The 17,625-nt window shown below is 61.4% G+C and carries 17 protein-coding genes; 6 read left to right on the plus strand and 11 right to left on the minus strand.

Going from position 1 to position 17,625, the window contains the following annotated elements; genetic code table 11:
• The first annotated feature begins 36 nt into the window (after positions 1-36).
• The gene (locus tag VLU25_10130) at positions 37-639 is read left to right on the plus strand and encodes a sugar transferase (GenBank protein HSR68288.1); all 603 of its coding nucleotides are present in this window, start codon (positions 37-39) and stop codon (positions 637-639) included.
• Between the two features lie 30 nt (positions 640-669).
• Positions 670-1,959: a hypothetical protein gene (locus VLU25_10135; protein ID HSR68289.1), complete on the plus strand. Its 1,290-nt coding sequence runs from the start codon at positions 670-672 to the stop codon at positions 1,957-1,959.
• Between the two features lie 99 nt (positions 1,960-2,058).
• Here the strand turns inward: VLU25_10135 and VLU25_10140 are convergent, their stop codons facing one another.
• The gene (locus tag VLU25_10140) at positions 2,059-2,937 is read right to left on the minus strand and encodes a hypothetical protein (protein ID HSR68290.1); all 879 of its coding nucleotides are present in this window, start codon (positions 2,935-2,937) and stop codon (positions 2,059-2,061) included.
• 148 nt (positions 2,938-3,085) lie between these two features.
• On the opposite strand from VLU25_10140, the gene aac(6') reads away from it, so the two are divergent.
• Entirely contained in the window at positions 3,086-3,535 is a 450-nt protein-coding gene (aac(6'), locus tag VLU25_10145) for an aminoglycoside 6'-N-acetyltransferase (GenBank protein ID HSR68291.1), read from the plus strand.
• A 10-nt stretch (positions 3,536-3,545) separates the two neighbouring features.
• Here aac(6') and VLU25_10150 read toward each other — a convergent pair whose 3' ends face one another.
• From VLU25_10150 to VLU25_10170, 5 genes are all read right to left on the minus strand, one after another.
• On the minus strand, positions 3,546-4,286 hold the full coding sequence (locus VLU25_10150) for a tetratricopeptide repeat protein (GenBank protein HSR68292.1): 741 nt from the start codon (positions 4,284-4,286) through the stop codon (positions 3,546-3,548).
• 90 nt (positions 4,287-4,376) lie between these two features.
• On the minus strand, positions 4,377-5,138 hold the full coding sequence (locus tag VLU25_10155) for a Crp/Fnr family transcriptional regulator (protein HSR68293.1): 762 nt from the start codon (positions 5,136-5,138) through the stop codon (positions 4,377-4,379).
• Complete coding sequence (locus tag VLU25_10160; GenBank protein HSR68294.1) at positions 5,131-5,802, minus strand: sigma-70 family RNA polymerase sigma factor; 672 nt, start codon at positions 5,800-5,802, stop codon at positions 5,131-5,133. Before VLU25_10160 ends, VLU25_10155 begins: the two co-directional genes overlap by 8 nt.
• Before the next feature lie 145 nt (positions 5,803-5,947).
• Positions 5,948-6,577, minus strand: coding sequence for a response regulator transcription factor (locus VLU25_10165; GenBank protein ID HSR68295.1), 630 nt, complete (start codon positions 6,575-6,577; stop codon positions 5,948-5,950).
• Entirely contained in the window at positions 6,574-8,718 is a 2,145-nt protein-coding gene (locus VLU25_10170) for a PAS domain S-box protein (protein HSR68296.1), read from the minus strand. Before VLU25_10170 ends, VLU25_10165 begins: the two co-directional genes overlap by 4 nt.
• 356 nt (positions 8,719-9,074) lie before the next feature.
• On the opposite strand from VLU25_10170, the gene VLU25_10175 reads away from it, so the two are divergent.
• Both VLU25_10175 and VLU25_10180 read left to right on the plus strand, forming a co-directional pair.
• Positions 9,075-9,686, plus strand: coding sequence for a cytochrome P460 family protein (locus VLU25_10175; GenBank protein HSR68297.1), 612 nt, complete (start codon positions 9,075-9,077; stop codon positions 9,684-9,686).
• 28 nt (positions 9,687-9,714) lie between these two features.
• On the plus strand, positions 9,715-10,563 hold the full coding sequence (locus VLU25_10180; GenBank protein HSR68298.1) for a cytochrome P460 family protein: 849 nt from the start codon (positions 9,715-9,717) through the stop codon (positions 10,561-10,563).
• A gap of 4 nt (positions 10,564-10,567) precedes the next feature.
• On the opposite strand, the gene VLU25_10185 is transcribed toward VLU25_10180, so the two are convergent.
• The 5 genes from VLU25_10185 to VLU25_10205 form a co-directional block, all read right to left on the minus strand.
• Entirely contained in the window at positions 10,568-12,106 is a 1,539-nt protein-coding gene (locus VLU25_10185; protein HSR68299.1) for an Nramp family divalent metal transporter, read from the minus strand.
• A gap of 211 nt (positions 12,107-12,317) precedes the next feature.
• Positions 12,318-12,713: a hypothetical protein gene (locus VLU25_10190; protein HSR68300.1), complete on the minus strand. Its 396-nt coding sequence runs from the start codon at positions 12,711-12,713 to the stop codon at positions 12,318-12,320.
• Positions 12,714-12,928: 215 nt separating this feature from the next.
• Positions 12,929-13,801, minus strand: coding sequence for an HAD-IA family hydrolase (locus tag VLU25_10195; protein HSR68301.1), 873 nt, complete (start codon positions 13,799-13,801; stop codon positions 12,929-12,931).
• A 301-nt stretch (positions 13,802-14,102) separates the two neighbouring features.
• Positions 14,103-15,473, minus strand: coding sequence for a tryptophanase (locus tag VLU25_10200; protein HSR68302.1), 1,371 nt, complete (start codon positions 15,471-15,473; stop codon positions 14,103-14,105).
• Between the two features lie 152 nt (positions 15,474-15,625).
• Positions 15,626-16,414 carry a hypothetical protein gene (locus tag VLU25_10205; protein HSR68303.1) on the minus strand — a complete coding sequence of 263 codons (789 nt, stop codon included), beginning with the start codon at positions 16,412-16,414 and terminating at the stop codon, positions 15,626-15,628.
• Between the two features lie 617 nt (positions 16,415-17,031).
• Between VLU25_10205 and VLU25_10210 the strand changes: the two genes are divergently transcribed.
• Positions 17,032-17,517, plus strand: coding sequence for a hypothetical protein (locus VLU25_10210; protein ID HSR68304.1), 486 nt, complete (start codon positions 17,032-17,034; stop codon positions 17,515-17,517).
• Positions 17,518-17,625 lie beyond the last annotated feature (108 nt).

Genomic DNA, 17,625 nt, shown 5'->3' on the forward strand with positions numbered 1-17,625 from the left:
TTGGCTGGGCGCGAGCGCCAGAAAAGCGAGACGATTATGAAATTCAAGACCTGCCTGTCGGCTGAGCCTCAGGCCAGCGTGTTGTCGCGTGTGCCGCAACTTCCGCGTCAGAGTCCCAGATTGCTCTTCAAGCGGGCCGTGGACATCTTCGGCGGCACTGCGCTGCTGATTCTTTGTCTGCCTCTTTTTCCCCTCATTGCCTACGCCATCAAGCGCCGCCAGTCCGGCCGGGGAGAGGTCTTCCGCGTGTACGAATTCGTGGGGATGCACTACAAGCCGTTTAGAGCACGCCAATTCAACACCCGCAGCCAACGCGGATTCCTGTCCAGCACCGGGCTGGACCGCCTGCCTCAACTGATCAACGTGATCAAGGGAGAGATGAGCCTGGTCGGCCCCTGCCCCGTCACTACGGCTGAAATGGCTTCCGGGAGCAAGTGGCGGCAGCTTCGCCGTTTCGCCATGAAACCGGGCTTGAAGGGTCCCTGGCTGTTCTTCAAGGAAGCCGGCGAGTCCTCATCCCCTGGCGGCAGGGACCTGCATTACGTCAGTCGCTGGTCGCTCAAACAGGATCTCGTCTATCTGTCCAAACCCGTTCTTCCCCTGTGGTTGGGGCAAGCGCTGCGCGGGGGGCGGGGGTAAATCCTGCAAGGCCGGCGAGGAGGAGTGTGAATGCTGGTTCAGGTCAGCGACGGAAGCAATCAAGTTCACCTGGTGGAGGCCCATTCGGGGCAGTGGTACAAGTTGGGCACGAAAGAATACCTGAAGCAGGGCCGCTTCTGGATTCCGCTCAAACGGCGCAATGAACTGCGATTTTTTCTCGACTCTCTCTACTTTCCTCATTCCTTTCCTGAGTTTCTGCGTAAGTCCCTGGCCTGCCGCATGCCCGAGGCGGCCGGAGGGCCCGAGAGAGTCCTCAAGAAGGGACGTGTCAGGACGCTGGACGACATTCTGGGCCCCCAACTGATGGAAGCGGCTGGAGAGGCCCTCGACACCCGCTCCCTCTTCGGTCGCCGGCTGAACTCGATCATCATCGCCGAAGATCGAGGGGCATTGAGTCCTCAGGCCAGGACGCTCTTTCTTTTCGAGGGCGGAGAAAAGCCCTTTGCCGTAGTCAAAGCCTGCCCGCGCGGGCAGGACTGTTGCCGTCTTCTGCGTCAGGAATTCGAGGCGGTGCAGCGGCTCAATGCTCATCTTCCCTCGGGCGCCAAGTCGCTGCTGCCTCCCCGCTCCATGTATGTAGAGGGAGAGGACTTCGCCTTCCTTGCCGAGCCCTTCCAAGCGGGACGCTCGATGTACTTCCAACTGCGCAGCACCTGGTCGAGGCGGAAACTGGCGGGGACTCATTTCTCAACCGCACTGGATTGGCTGGTGCGCTTCCAGAAAGCCTCCTGGGTCGAGGACGCCCGGGTCCAGCAGGACGAGGTTGGAGAGCGCATCGGCGCCGCTCTACTCCATTTGCGCCAGGTCAGGATGTCGGCGCCCGAACGAGCCATGATCGAGCACCTGGGACATCTGGCCTGGGAACTGCGCTCGGAAAGGATCCCCTTGACAGCCGCCCACGGTGATTTCTGGGTGCGCAACGTCCTGCTTGACGAGGGGCGGGCCAAGGTGGTGGGGTGGCAAGACTTCAAGACGCGGGCCCTGCCTTTCGCCGACCTCTTCCTCTTCGCCGTCAGCTATGGACTCAGCTTCCCCTGGAAGCGGGGCCAATGGGCCCATCCCCGTCCCGCCTTCCGCACCACACTGCTGGAACGAAGCTGGCTGTCGGAGCACGTCGAGCGCTTCTTGCTGGGCTACTGCCAGAAGATGAACCTGCCGCCCCGCTTGCTCGACCTCTTTCTGCCCTTGTTCCTGGCCGAGCAGATGATCGAGCAGCGCCAGGAGGGCGGAGAATTCCACGTCTGGCGTGAACTCTTCCGCGACTACGCCGAGCAGGGCGGCTGCGTCTTCCTCGAGTGAAGATGTCAGGATGCCATGGAACCTGCTCGATCTCACTCCTGAGGGGCGCGGCGATCCATATTCGAGGTACGAGAAGTTGGCCGGGCCGGTGAAACCTCCTTAGATGAGCGAGCCCAGGTACTCCAGCCAGGCCAGGACGTCGGGTTTGTAAATGAGGGCCACGAGAGCGATGGATACGACCGCGAATCCAATGAGGGAGAAAGCCAGATCGCTCCAAGATTTCTTCACGGTAGCCACTATTGCGGTGACCAGCGACACCAAGCCGAGGGCGCCGAGGAGAATGACGATTCCACCTTCCACCATGTTCTCCCAGTACTCTTTCGCCTCGGCGTCCTCTTCTTCGGCTGCCGAGTCGCCTTCTTCCTCTTGAGCCTGGTCGCCGGATCTGCTCTGCGCCGCGGGTCTCTGGGCCGGCTTGGCAGGCTCTTGTACAGGCTTCTCCTGGGAAGGCTGGTCCCGCTGCGACGCCTCTTCGCGAACGCCCATGGGCGCTTCCGGCTCCGGCCAGGCCGCTTCTGCCATCTCCCTGGAAGCCCCTTCTCCATTGGGACCCCATTCGACGTCGGCGAATGGCGACGGCTGACTCGGGGCCGACTCCTCGCCGGAAGCCGTATCCTCGAGAGCCTGAGGAATCCCCCGCTCATCCACCCAGTCCAAGATGGCGCCGCATACGTTGTCGGCAGTGCGCTCCAAGGTGTCGGCTGAATTGCTGTAGATGACGTCCCCGGACGGATTGGAAATCTTGACTTCGTTGTCTTCTTCTTGGAGACCTGCCGCAATTACACGGTCGACCTGCACAACGAAGCTGGCTTGCCGGGGTGACTCGGACACGGCGACCCTGGGGCAGCGGCGATTGACGGCCTCGATGATCTCGGCCGTCCGACTGGCGCTGTCGGTCACGAAAACCCTGATCGACTGGGCGGCAACAGAGCTTCCCAATGTAAACAAAATGATTCCAATGCCAAACGCCGTGCGCATCACGGCTGTAATCCTATACTCTCGGACCTCGTCTCGACGCGGCGAAAATTGACATTTCTCCGGCTTCGATTGCTATTGTGGACGATTCGTCCCATGGGATTTCTAGACTTGACACACAGTTCTGAAGAATGCCACAACTTGTCCAATCATGACGGTGCGGGCAGTGGAACCTGGAGACGCTGGTGCTTGGCTGCGGATGCGGTGTGCACTTTGGCCTGAAGGAGCGGAGGCCGAGCATCGGGAGGAGATCGAGCGCTTCTTTGCGGGTGACTTTCCCCGCCATCCCTGGGTTGTCTTGGTGTCCCAAGATGGCAGCGGACGCCTCACCGGGTTCGCCGAGTTGTCTCTGCGGCCCCATGCCGAGGGCTGCAGCACCTCACCGGTTGCCTACCTGGAGGGTTGGTACGTCAGGCCGGAGCGGCGCAGGCAGGGCGTGGGCCGCGCCCTGATCGCCGCCGCGGAGTCCTGGGCCCGCTCTCAAGGCTGCAGCGAATTCGCTTCCGACGCCTACCCCGACAACCATGTCAGCGCCTCGGCCCACCAGTCCCTGGGCTTCACTGACGTGGGCCTCGTGCGCTGCTTTCGAAAGGCGCTCTGACACCGCCGATTCACCGGGTCCCGTCTTTCCGATCCGGGGCTTGGGCCAAGCGGCGGAGTATCTCTTCAGCCTCCTCATCTCGCTGCTGGGCCCGCAGCAGGAGGGCCAGGTTGTGCAAGGCGCGGGAACTGTCGGGCTTGAGCTGCAAGGCTTGCCGGAAGGCCTCTTCGGCCTCTTGCCAACGCGACAGGCGCAAATAGATGACGCCTCGATTGTTGTGGGCCTGAGGACACTTTGGGCAATGCTTGGAAGCCTTTGCAAGGTGTTTGAGTGCCTTCTCGTAGTTGCCCGCATCGCTCGCCTCCTGAGCTTTCAGGAAGTGCTTGCGGGCCTTGGGCGGAATCAGCAGTTCCTCGATGTGGACGGGCGCTGCATCAGCGGGTTCAGCCTTGGCAGCAGGCAGCAAGCGCAGGTCGATGTAATGGGTCGAGGCCGCCAGGCCGGCCAGCCGCAGCGTCTGCTCAGCCTCCCGAAATCCCTCGGCGTCGGTTCGCAGGCTGTAGTCGCCCGGAGGCAATACGATGCGTCCCACGCGTCCGTCGCTGAGAAGCAGGCTGTGGCGCCCCGCACCGCGCGCCGCCACCATGGTGACGCGCACCGGAGCCCTTATCTGCCGGCCATCCTGGTTGAGGACACGGATGACGAGAGTCTGCCTTCCGTCTTCCTGGGGAAGCTCGTTGAGGCCGCGCGCCGAGAGGGCCGTGTGGCCCAGGGAAAGAAGCAAGAAGTAGATCGAGAGCCGGTAAGGCATACACGCCTCCCGCCGCTAAGCGGCTCAGCTCCCGGCGAGTTATACCTTTAAGACGCACCATCATGCCAAAAGGTTGGCAAAGTTCTGTGATCAAGCAGACCGGTTGGCTGTCAGCGGCTCGGGCTGCTCCCCTTGCAGGCTCTGGCGCAGGCTCTCCATGTCGAGAAGCATCTTGCGTCCCTGGTACTCCAACATCCCCGATTTCTTGAATTCGGAGAGGATGGCGGAGATATGGGGCCGGCAGCCGCCGATGATTGCGGCCAGCCGCCGATGGCTGATGGGAATGCTGAGTTTACGAAGCCTCTTTTCGGAATAGATCGGTTGGCCGTGCAGGTCTCCCAGCCTGAGCAGCGTCTTGGCCACTCTTTGCCGGGCATCAAGGGCGCCGTCTTGCAGATCGGTGCGAGCTTCCCACAGCTTGTGGGTCAGGATTCGGATGAGGTTGAGCGACAGGGCGGGTCTGAAGCGAATCAGCTCCAGGAGCTTCTCTCGCGGCAGCAGGGACGCCCAGCATTCCCGATAAGCCGTGGCTGTTGCCTGATGAGCCGTTTGCCGGCCCAGTATCTCTTCCCCGAAGACTTCGCCGCCCTTCAAGATGCGCAGGACTTTCTGCCGCGGGGCCTCTTTTCCGACAGAAAGCTGAACGTATCCCCGGTTGAGTATGTAGAGGTAGCGGACGGGGTCGCCTTCTTGGAAGATCTGGGCGCCTCGGGGATAGATCTGATCCGTGCAGGCCTCGGCGATGGCCTCGATTTCCTGGTCGGAAACGTCACCCACCAGGGAGGACCTTTTCAGGTGCCACATCCTGTCCGCCCGGATCAGCGAATCGTCTTGAATCGGGGAGCTAGCCATGATTTCTCCTCATTGCGGGAACCGAGCGCGCATCCAATGACGCCCAAACGCTTGCGGCAAGGTTGGATGGTGCCGGTCCCAAGCGACGTTTCTCCAGTCGAGAGCGGACGAAGACCCTGGCCCGATGGGCGCGGCACTTGATGGCGGATTTGGAAAGCCCCAGGGTCCGGCTGACCTCGGCTTCCGTTCGCTTCTCCAGATCTTTGAGGATGTACGGTTTCCGGTAGTGCTCGGGCAACTGGTTGATGAGCTTCTGTACCTGATCCGCCAGTTCGCGTCCCAGCAGCGCTGTCTCGGGTATGCTGCTGCAATCACGGACGGAGGCCGGATGTCGGTCGTGCGCTGCGGGCAGATCGGACTCCATGTCGACAACCCGATTGCGGCGCTCCTTGCGAAGCTGAGAGAGGGCCAGGTTGGTAGTTATGCGGTAAAGCCAGGTGGAGAGGGAGGCCTTCCCCCGGAAGCCGGAGATGGATTGAAACGCCTTCAGAAAAGTCTCTTGCACGCAGTCTTCCGCATCCTGGGCATTGTGCAGAATGCCCATTGCCACCGATTGAAGGCGGCGGGCATGAAGAGCCACCAACTCCTCGAAGGCCTCAGGTGAACGGCGCTTCAAGCGAGCAACAAGTGCACTCTCGAGGGCTTGGTCAACTGCTTTCTCCATGGGTAAGCAGCATAGGCCTCTGAGAAGGAAAACGGTATCGGCGAAAAGCTCCTTGTCTCATAGTATTTTTGGCCTGCGGGCATCGGGACGAGTCCTACAATCGTCGGTTCAGGTCCTACAAAGCCGCGGCTGGGGCGGGCAGGGATCAATCGACCAAGCCGTGCTTCAAAGCGTAACGGGCCAATTCGACGTTGTTCTTCAGATCCATCTTTTCCAGGATGCGGGTTCGGTAGGTGCTGATGGTCTTGATGCTGAGCGAGAGTTCGTCGGCGATTTCCGAGACGGTCTTTGCGGAAGCCAGCAGGCAGAGCACCTGGTATTCGCGGTCGGAGAGGGATTCATGGGGAAGTTTGGATTCCGTCCCCAGGTCGATGGCCAGCTTTTCGGCCAGGGTCGGACTCACGTACTTTCCGCCGCGGACGACTTTCCTGATGGCGTTGACCAGTTGTGAGGGAGCGCTCTCCTTGGTCAGGTAGCCGGCTGCCCCGGCGCGCAGCACGCGGGTGGCGTATTGGTCTTCGGGGTACATGCTGACCACCAGCACTGGCAGAGACGAGTAGTGGAGCTTGATCTGCTGAAGCACCTCCAGGCCTCCCCGTCCCGGCATGTTGATGTCGAGCAGCACGACGTCCGGGAGTTGCGCCACCAGCCGGTCCAGCACTTCCTGGCTGGTTCCGGCTTCGGCTGCCACCAGCATGGCGGAATCCTTTTCGATGATCCTTTTGAGACCCTCCCGAACCACCGGATGGTCATCTGCAACAAGAACTTTGATCATGTCGTTTGCGGCTCTACGCCACCCACCAGGGGAACCCGCAATGATACGGTGGTGCCTGAGCCCTCTTCTCCCGCGATCTCAAGCCGGCCGCCCAGCAGCAACGCCCGTTCGCGCATTCCCAGGATTCCGAAGGTGTTGCTTGCGCCGCTCCGTCCTTTCTTGATGCCCATGCCATTGTCGCGCACGGTCAGCGACAGTTCTCCGTCGTCCTCCTCCAGCCTGATGTGCACCTGGGTTGCCTCGGCATGGCGGGCGACGTTGGTCAGCGCCTCCTGGAAGATGCGGAATACGGCGGTGGCCCGCGCCTGGTCCAGTTCGACCTCATGGGCGCTGCAGTCGAGATGGCAGGTAATCCGGGTCCGCTCCTGGAATTCCTGAGTCTGCCATTCCACGGCTGCCGCCAAACCCAGATCGTCCAGAATGGCCGGCCTCAGGGCCGTCAGGATGCTCCTCAAGGACCGGATCGTCTCGTCCACCAGGTTGGACATGCCCCGCGCCTGGGCCGACAACGATTCTTGATCGGCCGCCAACTCCTCCTCCATCCAGGAAAGGTCGAGCTTGAGGGCCGTCAGGGCCTGACCCAACTCATCGTGGATCTCGCGCGCGATCTGTTTTCGCTCTTCTTCCCGCGCTGAAACCAGGTGACGGGAGAGACGCCGCAGTTCCTCGTGGGAGGTTCTCAGCTCTGATTCGGCCTTCCTTCTTTCGGTGATGTCCCGATGCTGGCCGACGAAGTAGAGAGGATTGCCGTCAGCGTCGCGAACCAGGGATGCCGCCAGCAACACCCGTCTCACTTGGCCCTCTTTGTGAAGGTATCGCTTCTCCATGCGGAAGGAATCGAATTCGCTGGCCAAGGCTTTCTCCACGAGTTCTCGGCCGCTCTCGCGGTCGTCTGGATGGGTGACGTCCTGGAAGGTCTTGCCGGTGAGTTCCTCAGCAGTGTAACCCAGCATTTCGCAAAGGGCGCGGTTGACCCGCTGGAATCTGAATTCGAGCGTGACCACGGCCATACCGATGGCGGCGTGCTCGAAAGCGCTGCGGAAACGCGCCTCGCTCTCGCGCAGCTTGGCTTCCACTCGCCGGCGTTCCTGGATTTGCTCTTCGAGAGCCTTGTTGGCCTTGGAAAGTTGGGCCGTCCTCTTCTCGACGCGGGCTTCCAGTTGATCGTAGGCTTCCTTCAGCTCGCTTTCAGCCTGCTTGCGCTGGGCCTCCAGCCCGGCTTCGCGTTCCGCCCGCCTGTAGTTGTCGAAGAGCAGGCCCAGGGCGTTGGTCAGGATGGCGATTTTTTGCTGGTCTCCGCTTTGATAACCGCCGGGCCGGTTGGCCACGCCGATCATTCCCACCACCTGCTCCCCTTTCATCGCCGGAACGCCCAGGAAACTGTTCAGCGGCGGATGCCCGGCAGGAAGTCCGGCAGCTCTGGAGTCTTTGGAGGGTGCGTTGGCCAGGACCACCTCGCCGTGGGCGGCGACCCGGCCGGCCATGTTGTCCAGTTTTGCGAAGGGAATGTAGCCGTGTTCTTGCAGGTGGCGGTGGGCTGCATCGTAGATTTCGCGGTTGACGGTCTTGTCCCACTTGAAGCCCTTGTGGACCAGGATGCGCAGATCGGGCCCGTCCATGACCGCGGCCACGAAACCGTACTCGCTCTGGGTCTGACACAGGGCCTCATCGAGGATGGCTCCGGCGGCTTTGGCTAAGTCGCCGCTTTCCAGGTAGCCCATCATGGCATCGGTCAGGGCCTGCAATTGGGCGGTTTTCTCTTCCAGCGCCTGCTCGGCCCGTTTGCGTTCCGAAATGTCCTGGATGCGGGCCAGGCAGTAGAGGGGCTTGTCGTCGTCGTCCCGGACCAGGGTGGCGCTGAGCAGGACCCAAACATTGTGTCCGTCCTTGTGCAAGTAGCGCTTTTCCTGGCGAAAGCTGTCGATCTCACCGGCCAGCATGCGATTGACAAGCTCGCGTCCCTCGGGCAAGTCGTCGGGATGGGTGACCTCGGCGAAGGACTTTCCCAATAGCTCCTTCTCGGCATAGCCGATCAACTTGCAAAAGGAGGGATTGACGCGGATCAGACGACCTTCGAGGCTCATCACGACCTGGCCCATGACGGTCGACATGAAGTCGCCGGCAAAGGTCTCTTCGGGCATCGATATTCCACGCGCGGCCTTGCTCATCGCTCCCTCAGTATAGAACGGGCCCTGCTGCCCTGCTTGTCGGAAACTCTCCCTTTCTGGTGTGGTGGATTGTCCTACAGAACCCGGCCGGAGCGGGCCAGGAGCGGCCCGCCACGGCCCCGAAGCGGCGGCTCCCGGCCTCTCTCCCGGCATTGTTGAGTGAGCTGCCGGAAACCGGTCCTGGTCCGATTTCTGACCGCCAGTCCCCGTCCGCGAAACGCACGCTCATGGGGTGAGTCCAAGGGGGCGTCCGACGTACTGGACGCCGGATGGCTGACAGATACGGGCGGCGCCCAGCGGCGCTCCCACGACTTGAAGGAGATGAAGAAATGAGACTGAATCGCAAGTATCGAAACCCGATCCTCTTCCTTTTTGTGCTGGTTCTCGGCTTTGCGGCGGCGGGCGTTTTGACGGCCCTGGCCGGGACGGCGCCCCAGGGGATGTCACCTCGGCAGGAGAAGCTGAATTTCACGGCCGACAACGAGTTGCAGCGTCCCGATTTCAGCTTCCGCAACTGGATTCACATTGGAACGCCGCTGACGCCCAATGACCTGAATCCCCCCGAGGCCCCTTTTCCCGAGTTTCACAATGTCTACATCCACCCTGATGATCTCGACCACTACGCGCGCACCGGGAAATTCCGGGACGGAACCGCCCTCGTCAAGGAACTGGTGAGCGTGGGATCGAAGGCGGCGCCTAGCGGCAAGGGATACTTCATGGGTGAATTCACCGGTCTTGAAGTGGCCGTCAAAGACTCCAGGCGTTTCCCCGACGAACCCGGCTATTGGGCCTACTTCAGCTACGGCCACAGCTACCCCCTGAAGGCAAAGGCCAGCATCCAGCCTACGGCCACCTGCAATTCCTGCCACCAGCAGAACGCGGCCGAGGACTGGGTATTCAGTCAGTACTATCCAGTTCTGCGCGCTGCCCGTTCGCACTAACTCCGAAAGTCCCAAGGGAGGACTTGTCATGAGAAGAACGATCCTGTTTGCATTCGTCCTGAGTCTGGGCGCGGGGGCATTTGCCCCCGGCCCCCAGCAGCAGCCCCCTCAATCCTTCTCGCCCTGGGTTGATGCCCAGGGCAACATCGGCCTCCCTGAGGACTTCAGGACCACCTGGTCGCATTTAGGCGACTGGGTGGTCCCCGAGGAGGGAGGACTCTCTTTCCACGAGGTCTACTCGGAAAACGACTCGGTGGAACATTTCATCCGGCACCAGCAGTTTCCCGACGGGGCCACCCTGGTCAAGGAAGTCCGAAGCAGCAGATCGGCCCGGATGACCACCGGGCATGCCAGTTGGGCGGCCGACAACCAGATCTGGTTCGTCATGGTCAAGGACGCCCGGGGCCGCTTCAAAGACAACCCGATCTGGGGTGACGGATGGGGCTGGGCCTTGTTCAGCGCCGACAATCCCCAGGTCAGCGTTACCCGGGACTACCGCCAGGAGTGTCTTCCCTGCCATCTGCCGGCCAAGGGAAACGATTGGGTCTATGTGGAAGGCTATCCGACGCTCAAGGCCGTTTCACGAAGCGCCCCCATGAAACCGGCTCCAGGCAGCGCCGACTTGCCTGAGAACAGCATCAGGATCAACATGCTGGCCTACAGTCCGCAGACGCTGACGGTGAAAGTCGGCGCCACCGTCACCTGGATCAACGAAGATCCCTTCCCCCACACCGCAACGGCCGATGACGGCAGCTTCGACACCGGGAACATCGCCCAAAACCAGCGAGCCTCCGTCACTTTCAACAAGCCTGGAACCTTCACCTACACCTGCACTCCGCACCCCTTCATGAAGGGAGTCATCAAGGTCGAAGAGTGACCCGTCATCCGGTCAGGGTGCGGGCGATGTTGGCGATAAGCAGGAAGGAGAACCCGCCGTAGAAGAGCGTCGCCACCATCAGGCCCAGGAGGCGCCACAGGGGAAGCTGAAAGGGGTTGTCGCTTCGGAAGCGTTCGTCGGAGGCGGCGACCTGGCTGGCCAGCCGCCGCATCAGCAGGATGGCCAAGGCCGAGTAGAGGAACATGACGATGCCGGACAGCGACCCGGCGATTCTCAACAGGGTCGGGGTGTCCGTCATGTCGGCCACGAAGATCACGCCGATGGCGAAGAAGATCATCAGCCAGAGCACAAAGAAGTAAAGGGCGCTCTCGCTGAGGTAGCGGCTGGACGAGTTTCGGATTATGGGGCTGTTGGTCTTGATGATATCCGCTGATACCCTCGCCACGTGGTCCAGCACTCCGATCTCGCTGGTGAAGAAGATGGCCGCCACCATCAGATAGAAGAGCGTCTGCAGGCCGGCGGCCAGGTTCTGTCCCAGGATCGCTCCTTCGGCTTGCAGCATGCCCATGCCGATCTCCAGGTCCTGGCCGTAGAGCAGGGCGTGGGAGATCAGCATCAGGAGGATCAGGCCGAAGGCCCCGGTCAACCAGAAGCTGAGCAACTGCTCGCGCCTGGCCAGCTTCCACCACGACTTCCAGCGGCTCAGGTTCTCCTCGTCGGCTTTGAAGAAATAGCCCTCGGATGCCACGGCCACCTTTTCTCCGGTCAGCGGACTGGTCACCTTGGGTACCAGCTTCGCCATTCCGAATCCTTTGTCGCGGATCCAGTGGCTGGTGGCCAGGTTGACGGAACCGCCGGCGCCGCAGAAGGCCAGCGCGGCCAGCAGGGTGGCGATGTCGAGTCCTTCGGGAATCGCGGTGGGGAAAGTCCCCAGGCCCTCCGCGAAGGCTCCAAGCGTCGGTGCTTTCACGACCAGGACTGCCACCAGCGCCACCGACACGATGACGAAGACGGTCAGGATCATCTCGATCCGCTCCACCGTCTTGTAGACGACTCGGGTACCGGTGAGGGCGATTCCGATGAGGACCAGCGAGGCGGCGGCGATTACGTCGACCTGTCCTCCCAACACCCAGGACAGCGCTGTCGCGCCTCCCGTACTCCAGCCCGGCCACAGCCAGGGCAGGGTCGAGCAGGCCAGGAAGACCCAGGCCAGAGGCGCCCACAGGCGGGCGAAGCCGGTGATGATGGTCTCGCCGGTGGCGATGGTGTAGCGGGCGAACTCGGTATTGAGGACGTACTGCAGACTGAGGGCAATCAGGGCCGGCCAAAGCAGGGTGAAGCCATGCTGCATGGTGATCCCCGGCCAGAAGTAGATCTCGCCCGATCCCAGCGAGGTCGCCACCATGATGATTCCCGGCCCCACCAGCCTCCAAAAGCGCGGCGGCCTGGGAAGCGAGCCGACCCGGCAGGAGGGCAACCGTCCCCGCGACAAAAGCGGCACCCCCACTCCAGCCTCTTGCGGCTCGCTTGCCGGGGTCTGGGGCGCTTCCTTGCGGACCTCCTCTTGCCGGGGACCGTTCATGCGCCCTCCTCTCTACAACAAAGTTTGGAAATTGTCCAATTCCTGCCCCATTAGATCCCGAATTGAGCGGCGAACGGACCGCGCAGAAGGCGCTGGGGCTGACCAAGTGTAAAGTGGTCTTGACAAACAGGAGTCAAGAATAGCCCGGATCATCAAGGAGAGACGATTCTCCCCGAGGTAGGCGGCGGGAGAGACGAGGGGCTTACCGTGCCTAAGGAGTCCGGTCGACGAGCAGTGAGCGCGAGATGATCGTCCGTCCGGTGGCCGCAACAGCTTGCAGCGCTTCGGTGAACTGTGGATCCGAAAACGCCTTGGCGCGGTTTTGGGCCATGTACTCCATATTCGGATAGCGGATCGTGACGTAGACGGTCCCGGTGAATTCCCCGGATAGATCGGCTTCGTAGATCTTGGTTTCTGTTTTCGGAGCCACTTCTTTCAGGCGCTTGAGAAGAGGCTCGAGCGAAGCGATGTACTCCGCGGTTTTCCCGTGGGTGTCCACTGCGACGACCTCGAGTACGGCTTCGTCTTGCCCAACGACCTGAGCGGGAGCAAGGACGAGTACGGCCAAAAGCGCCAGAATCGAGCAACCCCAGATTCGGTGTTTCATAACGACCTCCCCTTTTTCGATGTTGTTAGGATTCATCACCTAGCTGCGATTGTTGGCATTGAACCACTAGGCGGCGAGTAGCGCAAGTTTATGAAAATGGAGTCTTCCGCCCCGCCGATCAGGTCGATTTGCCTGATAAGAGCAGAGTGAACCTGACATGTGGAGTTTGCCTGTCGACCGGGCAGGGAAACCAGCCTGGCCAAACGAGCCGATAATCAGCCGGCGGCAGCCGCTGTCGAGGGGAGTGACGGAAGGGCCAGGAGCCTTTTGAGTTCGGCGAAGCTGTCTATGGTGAAATCGGGTTGGACCTGGCTGAACAACTGCTTCAGGCGCCTCTCCCGCTCGACATCCTCTTCGGTCCAGTGAGTGACCTCGACCACTGTTTTCCAGTGCCGCGCGGGAAACTCGGTCCCGTACCGGGCCCACACCGCTTGGACCCCGGCCTGCTTGGCCATGCTGATGTCGCGCGTCAGGCTGTCGCCCACATACCAGCACTTCGACTTGTCCACGCCTTCCCTCGCGCAGATATCCCTGAGCAGCTCCGGATTGGGCTTGCGTTCGACGCGGGGAACTTCGCGCACCAAGCCCTGGGGAGGATTAAGCTCCTCGCCGCGTTCGGGATCGGGGTGCTGCAGCAATTCACCGTCCAGAGCGTAGAGGTGCTTGAAGTAATGATCGACGCCCAAAAGCCGCAGTCGATGATAGGAACTGACGGCCAACGCTTCGGTGTGGCCTACTATCGTAATGCCCGCCTCGTCCAAAGATTGCAGCGTTTCGCTGACTCCGGGATACAATCGTAGTGATCGCTTGCGCTCCTCCTTGAAGGCGGCCAGCGGCTTCTCAAGCGCCTGCAGCAGCTCATAGCGCGAGCGCCCGGGCAACCGCTCGCGCACCGCAGGCAGCTCCAGAACCGCGAAGGGCTGTTCCGAATTGCCATAACGCTGGTGGACCGCCTTGAACTCCTTGCCCAACCGCTCCTCGGGAAGTTCAAGCTGCTGGGCGAGTTCGCGCAGCATCGCCTGGAAGGAACGCGCGAAATAGGTCACCCAATCGTAGAGGGTGTTGTCGAGATCCGTGACGAGTAGCATTTGAGGCCTTTCACGAGACAAGCGGCAATCTGATTTCCCAGACCCTTTCAGACTGATGAACCGGATGGACTGAGAACAAGCGATATTCTACAGCCTCGGTCTGAAAACTCAAGATTGCGAAGAGATTCTTGCCGATCTCACCTAGGTGGCCGCGCTCCACTCCCGTGCTCCCCATCCCCAGAGCCCAGAACCCGTGTAGAGGCCCAGTAGGCGCGCCGGTCTGGGATCACGGTTGGCGTGATGAGAGGGAGAATGATCGACAGTGTTCAACCCGGCTTATCCAGGGCTTATCCAAGGATGCTTACGCCAACTCGAAACTGGCGGTGAAGTGGCGCAGGGATCTGGGCTGCTCGGTGATGCGGACGCCAGGCACCGTGTCTCTCTTTTCGAAGACCTCGCCGATCGATTCCACCACGTAGTCGATTTGGCTCTTGGTGTAAACCCGCCGGGGAATGGCCAGCCGCACGAGTTCGGAATCGGCGTAGGACTCCTCTCCGCTGTCGGGGTCGCGCCTGCCGAACATGACCGACCCGATCTCAACCGAACGGATGCCGGCGTGGCGGTACAGCTCGATAACCAGGGCCTGCCCGGGGTAGCGCTCGCGGGGGAGGTGGGGCAGCATGCCTGCGGCATTGATGTAGACCGCGTGGCCTCCGGGAGGCTGCACGATGGGGATGCCCCGGCTCGACAGCCCGCGTCCCAGGTAGGAGGTGGAGGCGGCCCGGTATTCCTGGTAGTGCAGGTCGAGCGCCTCGCGCAGGCCGACCGCGATGGCTTCCAAATCGCGCCCCGCCAGGCCCCCGTAGGTGGGAAAGCCCTCGGTGAGGATCAGCAACTCCCTCTCCTGGCGGGCCACGGCGTCGTCGTTGCTGCACAAGAATCCCCCGATGTTGGCCATGCCATCCTTCTTGGCGCTCATGGTGCACCCATCGGCGTGGGAGAACATCTCGCGGGCGATCTCGGCCAAGTCCCTGTCAGCGTATTGCGGGCTTCTCTTGCGGATGAAATAGGCGTTCTCGGCGAAGCGGCAGGCGTCGAAATAGAAGGGGATGCCGCGTCGGCGGCACATCCGGGAGGCCGATACGATGTTCTCCATCGAGACGGGCTGACCGCCGGCGCTGTTGTTGGTGACCGTCATCATGACGAAGGGGATGCGCCCGGCGTATTCCTCCAGGGCTTCCTCCAGCTTCTCCAGATCAATATTCCCTTTGAACGGGTGTTCGGCCTGCAGATCGCGGGATTGCGGGCAGGGAAGGTCCAGCGCCCGGGCGCCGCGAGCCTCGATGTTGGCCCGCGTGGTGTCGAAATGGGTATTGTTGGGGACGACGTCGCCCTCCTTGACCAGCGTGGCGGCCAGGATGCGCTCGGCGGCGCGTCCCTGGTGGGTGGGGATGACGTGCCTGAACCCGAAAATCTCCTTGACGGTCGACTCGAAGCGCCGGAAGCTGGGGCTCCCGGCATAGGACTCGTCCCCGCGCATCATCGCCGCCCACTGTGCGGAACTCATGGCGCCCGTGCCGCTGTCGGTGAGCAAGTCGATGAGGATAGCGTCGGACGGCACCCGGAACAGGTTGTATCCCGCCTCCTCCAGCAGCCGCTCCCGCTCTTCCCGATCGGTCAGCCCGATCGGCTCCACGACTTTGATGCGGAAAGGTTCGATAATGCGCGCCACGCTCCACCTCCTCTCCCCCTCACCCTACAGTCTAATCGACCCGAGGCCCTGCAGGAAGCCGTGGGTTGAAGGGGGATACGATCCGAGTGCTCGACATAAAACGTCGGGATAGTGGGACCTTGTTGCAAAAGGGTTAGCCGTGCGGGCGGGTTTTAGGGCATCATCGGTCCGTGCTGCGTCCAAGTGCCGAAATGGCGGGTGGGGACGGCGGTAAGAATGCCCTGGTTGCTGAGCAGTCCCAAGGCGATCAGTCCCGAGCGATCGCTGTGGACTTCCAACACGCCCTGAAAGCCCTCTTCTAAGCCGGAAAACAACTCGTCGATGAAACGGGCGCGCTGTTGGCCGGGCTGGAGCATGATGCTGGTCATGAGCTGAACGCTTCCATCGCCGGACCGCAGCACCATCTCGGCTTCCAAAGGCTCGTCGTCCACATTGACCAAGGCCACCCCCGTATTGAGGCCAGATCCAAATTGTGCCGGCATCAGCAGGTGCTGGAAAAGGCCTCTTTGGAAGGTCGCTGGAACGACGCCCACTTGTGTGAGGACGCCTTGTCCGTCTTTGATCGTGTAATAGGCGGTGGCCATCAGCCGCTCGCCCCGGAAAGGTATGCGCCCGTCCATGAATCCCCAGTCGCTGTCGCCATCCTCGACTTCAATGAGAGCCCACCCGGTCTGCAACGGAGCCTCGGAGGACAGGGCCAGGAAGACCGCCTCGGCCGCGCCGAGTTCAAAGGCGACGGCTTGGGTGGCTTGGCCGCCTTCGGGAATCACGGTCAGCGGCTCTCCCTGGGGATCGAAGAAGCGAATAGTTCCTTTTAAGGCAACGTCTTCAGGTTGAGGCAGCCAGTGCAAGCGCTGGGGCAGCCCCATGTTGCTGAGGACGAGGGTGGTTACCACCTCTTGGCCCAGAGCCACCTGGGGAAGCACGAGGTTTCGCTCCACCGGAAGGCCGGCGAATCCTGGGAAGTCGTCTGGGGGGCCTTGGCCGGGTCCTGGACCCGGCCCGTTTCCCGGCCCCTGCGCCCACGCGGGAGCGCTCGCCGCGACGAAGATCAGACAAACCGCATAAACATAAAGAGCTTTGAATCGCATTTTTTCTCTCCAGGCTATTTTTCTAAGCAGGAGGGATGCCGAAGCTGTGACCCGCCGCCACCGGCCTGGAGCCACAATGCCCGGGCCAAATGCCCCAGGGGAGCGGGGCTTTTGCACCGGGACCCATGCTGCTGCTCATGGAAAGACACTCGCGGGGCGTGGTCGTCCCTCGGGTCTTGGTCGGGTCACCGAAACCATGGCTTTCTTGGTGGGAGCGCGACGGTTATTGGGAAACGGAGACAGCCCTACGGTACGGCGTAGTGGGGTGGGGCCTGTTGATGGCGGCATGGATTGTCCCGACTCAATCGATTTCGGCTTGGCTTCTCTTGCGACATCGAGGTAAACACGATTCTGCCCGATGAGCGGCTGCACCTGACGGCAACAGCATCTCCTGAAGTCCGCAGTCCCTTTGACGTGCAGATGTCAAGGGGGTAATCTTCCGGCGGTGTTTTATGCGAAGAATTAGCTTGCAGACGGCTGTATCGTTGGCCGAAATAATCACTGCTCTGGCAGTCGTGGTCTCTCTCGTCTATGCGGCGAGTGAATTCCGCCGTTCGCGAAACCTTACCAGCACCGATGTCCAGACCATCGTCTACGACAGAATGTTGGAGATGGATCGCCTCCTGATAGAGAATAAAGACATCGCCGACATCTTGGTCAGGGTGGCTAATGATCCGGAAGGCCTCACGGCAGCAGACACCGCGCGATTCTTGGCATACGAGCATATCTTCTATGACAGCTGGGAGCTAACGTGGACGGCCTACAACGAAGGCATTTTGAAGGAGAATGCATGGAAGGACTGGAATGCCTGGTTTGCGGCTGAGGCCGGGCGAAGGTCGCCATCAGGATGGATCGGCAACCGAAAGAACCACGGTGACGACTTTGTTCAATATGTCGAAGGCCACGTAAAACGCGAGCAAGCTGGCCCTTCCGTTGCACCCGTGCGGGATTAGCGGGCAGTGTGAATTCGATGAGGGCGGTCAAAGGTCGGCTTCTGAAGGCGCTTGTGATTTGAGGATTGGAGCTTGGAGGGTTCGACCGAAGGTCGCATGGTACGCCCG

It is taken from the genome of Acidobacteriota bacterium (assembly GCA_035471785.1).
Classification (GTDB): domain Bacteria; phylum Acidobacteriota; class UBA6911; order RPQK01; family DATIPO01; genus JANQFM01.